This is a genomic window from Amaricoccus sp. W119, assembly GCF_047275745.1.
Lineage (GTDB): Bacteria > Pseudomonadota > Alphaproteobacteria > Rhodobacterales > Rhodobacteraceae > Amaricoccus.
Map to the genome: position 1 here is coordinate 1 of NZ_JBKQWU010000136.1, position 3,624 is coordinate 3,624.

At 63.7% G+C, this 3,624-nt stretch carries 3 protein-coding genes; 1 reads left to right on the plus strand and 2 read right to left on the minus strand.

All coding sequences use genetic code 11. The annotated features are described in order from the left end of the window. Positions 1 to 230: 230 nt before the first annotated feature. The gene (locus tag ACLJK8_RS22270) at positions 231 to 857 is read right to left on the minus strand and encodes a GntR family transcriptional regulator (RefSeq protein ID WP_413152613.1); all 627 of its coding nucleotides are present in this window, start codon (positions 855 to 857) and stop codon (positions 231 to 233) included. Between the two features lie 451 nt (positions 858 to 1,308). On the opposite strand from ACLJK8_RS22270, the gene ACLJK8_RS22275 reads away from it, so the two are divergent. Continuing rightward, positions 1,309 to 2,049 (plus strand): SDR family NAD(P)-dependent oxidoreductase, encoded by a 741-nt coding sequence (locus ACLJK8_RS22275; RefSeq protein ID WP_413152614.1) that lies wholly within the window; start codon positions 1,309 to 1,311, stop codon positions 2,047 to 2,049. Between the two features lie 517 nt (positions 2,050 to 2,566). On the opposite strand, the gene ACLJK8_RS22280 is transcribed toward ACLJK8_RS22275, so the two are convergent. Beyond that, positions 2,567 to 3,562 carry a glycoside hydrolase family 97 catalytic domain-containing protein gene (locus tag ACLJK8_RS22280; protein WP_413152615.1) on the minus strand — a complete coding sequence of 332 codons (996 nt, stop codon included), beginning with the start codon at positions 3,560 to 3,562 and terminating at the stop codon, positions 2,567 to 2,569. Positions 3,563 to 3,624 lie beyond the last annotated feature (62 nt).

A 3,624-nucleotide genomic window follows, 5' to 3' on the forward strand; every position in this document is an offset into this window, starting at 1 on the left:
TCTGGCGACGATCCGAGAGCGTGAGATGGCTGAAGCGCGTCTTCATTCAGGATGTCCTTTCGCTTTCCAACATCCTGCCAGATCTCAAAAGTCGCAGTTCAGAATAGCGCGTACCCGCAGTCGTGATGATGTTCAGATAATGTTAATTATGTTACATAACCCCCGTGTCCAGAACCACGGTGCCGGATAGAGGATCGACGGACCGCTTTCCTTACCGTGTAAATGTACCTTCAAAGTTCCGGGAGCGCCTTCACATAGTTCTCGGCCATGACCGCGATATGTTTCTCAAGAACGCTTAACAAGGTTGCTTCGTTACCTCTATCAACGGCGCGGCAGATCTCCAGATGCTCATCGTGGGTTCGCGTCGTGTAGATCCGCAGCGGCACGGACAGGTGCGATCGGAGCGCACTGATCCTTCCTGCGATCAGTTCGTGCGCCTGCTGATAGTAGATGTTGTCGCAGTATTCGAAAAATGTAGCGTGAAAATCCCCATCACAGGTCGTGTAGGCCAGAATATCATGCTCGCTTCGCGCGACTTCCATCCGCGTGATCACATCATGCAGGGCTTTCGACATCTCCGCCGGAGCATTGCGTATCGCCAGTTTCGCCGCGCCCAGTTCGATCTGACGCCGGAAGTCCACCAGCATCTCGATGTCGCGCGCGTTGGGGCGAAAGACAACGCTGCCCCGCCGGGGCAGCACGGTGAGCAGTCCCTGATGCTGGAGAATCGAGAAAGCCTCGCGAACGGGTGTCCGGCTGACGCCCAACTGGCTCGCGACGCGTTCCTCGGACAGGGTCTCACCCAGCCCGATCCTCGTCGAAATGATGGCCGCCTTGAGCTCCTCCGCGACTTCCATGGCGAGTGTGCGCGGGCGGCTGAGGCGTCCGAGGGACAGGGATCTCTTGGCCTTTCGCTCACCCGACATATCGGCCCCACCACACCTGCTTCCGTGCATTAAAGAGCAGTCCCGCACTGAAATCAATCGGCTAATCATGTATCTAGCATGCAGTATTCTACATGCTCGGAGGGACGCATGGCAAGGGCGGTGGTGGCGAGATCGTCGCGTCGCGGCTGTCCGGGACCAAACCGGCCAACGCTGCCCGGTCGAGCGCCCGTTTGACCGGGTTCCGATCGGGGCACCGAGAATCGCAATTGACATACTGTATGTCAGTATGTCATGAGTGATCGAGAGATGCGAGCGCGCGGGAACGGGCTCCCCCGAGGCTCGAAACGCCGGGGCGGCTCATCCGGAGGCGGATCGGCGATGTCCAATGGGATCATCGGCGCAACTGAGCAAAGGCTGTGATATGACTGGGAAACTTGAAGGCCAGGTCGCGATCGTCACTGGCAGCGCGCGTGGCATCGGACGCGGCGTCGCCAAGCGGATCGCCGAGGATGGTGCGCGGGTCATCATCTGGGACATCGAGCCCCGGCATTTCGACCCGGCGGCCGCCGGGTTCGAACCGGCCGCGATCATGGCCGTCGACGTCGCCGATCCGGACAGCGTCGCCCGGGCCGCCGAGGCCGTCCTGGCCGAGCATGACACGCCCTCGATCGTCGTGAACAACGCCGGCATAAACGGTCCGGTGGCGCCGGTTGCCGACTACGATTACGAGACCTGGAAGCGCGTCGTTCAGGTCAATCTCGACAGCGTCTTTCTCGTGAGCCGCGCCTTCGCGCCGGCGATGGTCGACCAGGGCTACGGCCGTATCGTCACCGTCGCCTCCATCGCCGGCAAGGAAGGCGTGCCGGGCATCGCCGCCTATGCCTCGGCGAAGGCGGGCGCGATCGGTTTCACCAAATCCCTCGCGAAGGAGCTGGTGACCACCGGGGTCACCGTCAACGCGGTGGCCCCGGTCATGGTCGAGACCGAATTGCTGGAGCAGATGACGGCGGAGCATATCGCCGCCTCGAAGGCCAAGATCCCGATGGGGCGCCTGCTCACGATCGAGGAACTGGCCGCCGTGGTAGCTTTCGCGGCGAGCCCGGAATGTTCCTTCACCACCGGTTTCGTCTTCGATGCCTCCGGCGGGCGGGCGACCTACTGATGGCACGTCCGATCGGACTCGCGCATCTGACCGCGATCGAGCTCGACTCGAAGGCCCTGATCGATCTGGCGGCGGACGCGGGTTATGCCTCGGTGGCGCTGCGACTGCGTTCGGCCGCGCCGGGGACCCCGGTCTATCCGCTCGCTCCGGGCTCGGCGGAAACCGCGGCGCTTCGCGACCACGCCCGTGCCCGCGGCGTGGCCGTGAGCGAGGTCGAACTGATCCCGATTACGCCGGACCTCGATCTCGCCTCCCTGCCCCCGCTCCTCCAGGTCGCCGAGGAACTGGGCGCGACCGGACTGATCGTCACCGGCGACATGGATTGCAGGGATCCTGCTCATCGACCGCTTCGCGACGATCTGCCAGTCCGCGGCCGAGCACGGGTTGCTGGTACATCTCGAATTCATGCGCTGGCGTCCGGTCGGCACGCTCGCCGAACATCACGGCCTCAATGTCTCGCACGCCGCGCGATCCCACGCCCCGCCGGCACCCGTGTCAGGGCGCCAGTCGGCAGGTTTCAGTCGATCGCCTCATATCGCGGAATAGCGGCGCGGTCTTCGTCGTTCGCGGGCCGGAAGCGGATGGCCTGGCCGCCGCCCGGCGCCAGGCGCAAATCGAGGCGCGTGGAGGCATCGACGATGACATCGGTGATCTCGATGTCGAGCGGGTCGGATCGCCAGTCCGCCCGCGGGCCGTCGCGATAGATCTCGGCGACGTAGTCACGACCCGGGTCGAGAAACGACAGCGGCGCGTCGAGCATCCGCCCGACCCCGTCGGTGATGCCGCCGAGATACCAGTCGTCACCGCCCCGTTCCTTGCGCGCGATCGTGACGTAGTCGCCGATTTCCCCATTCAGGACACGCGTGTCGTCCCAGTCCACGGCCACGTCCTTGATGAACTGGAAGGCCGCGAGATTGGTCTCGTAATGCTCGGGAAGATCGGCCGCCATTTGCAGGGGGCTGTAGAGAACGACATAGAGCGCGAGCTGGTTGGCCAGCGTCGATGGCGTGTGATGCGACTTGTCCGGCCCGAGGTCGAAGATGCCCGGCGTGAAGTCCATCGGTCCGGCGAGCAGCCGCGTGAATGGCAGGATGGTGGTGTAGTCGACCGGGTTCCCGCCGCCGCCGGGCGAATTGTACTCCTGCCCTCGGGCTCCCTCGCGCGACATGACATGCGGATATGTGCGGCGCAGGCCAGTGTCCTTGACCGGCTCATGCGGGTTCATCGCGATCCTGTGCCGGGCAAATGCCTCCCGCGCGCGTGCGTCATGGTCAACCATATACTGGCCGTAATGCCATTCCGTCCGCATGACGCCATCGGCGTCCTCGTGCTCGATACCCTGTGCGAAATCGACATAGCCCAGCTTCACCGAGGGCACACCATGTCTGGAATAAAGCGCCAGGGCATCTTCGAGCTGCGCCTCGTAATTGGGCACGGCGCCGCCGGTCTCGTGATGACCAATGACCTGCCCCCCGGTGGTCCCTCGCTCATGACGCGAGTCCGCAGGTTGGATTTCGGTATTGGTCTTCGCCGGATTTCACAAGCGCGCCGGGCGCGGAGCCCTCAGCCAGCTCA

Excerpts from the sequence above, each read along its gene's own strand:
- ACLJK8_RS22275 (WP_413152614.1), top strand. The coding sequence starts at position 1,309 with ATGACTGGGAAACTTGAAGGCCAGGTCGCGATCGTCACTGGCAGCGCG.
- ACLJK8_RS22270 (WP_413152613.1), bottom strand. The coding sequence starts at position 857 with ATGGAAGTCGCGGAGGAGCTCAAGGCGGCCATCATTTCGACGAGGATC.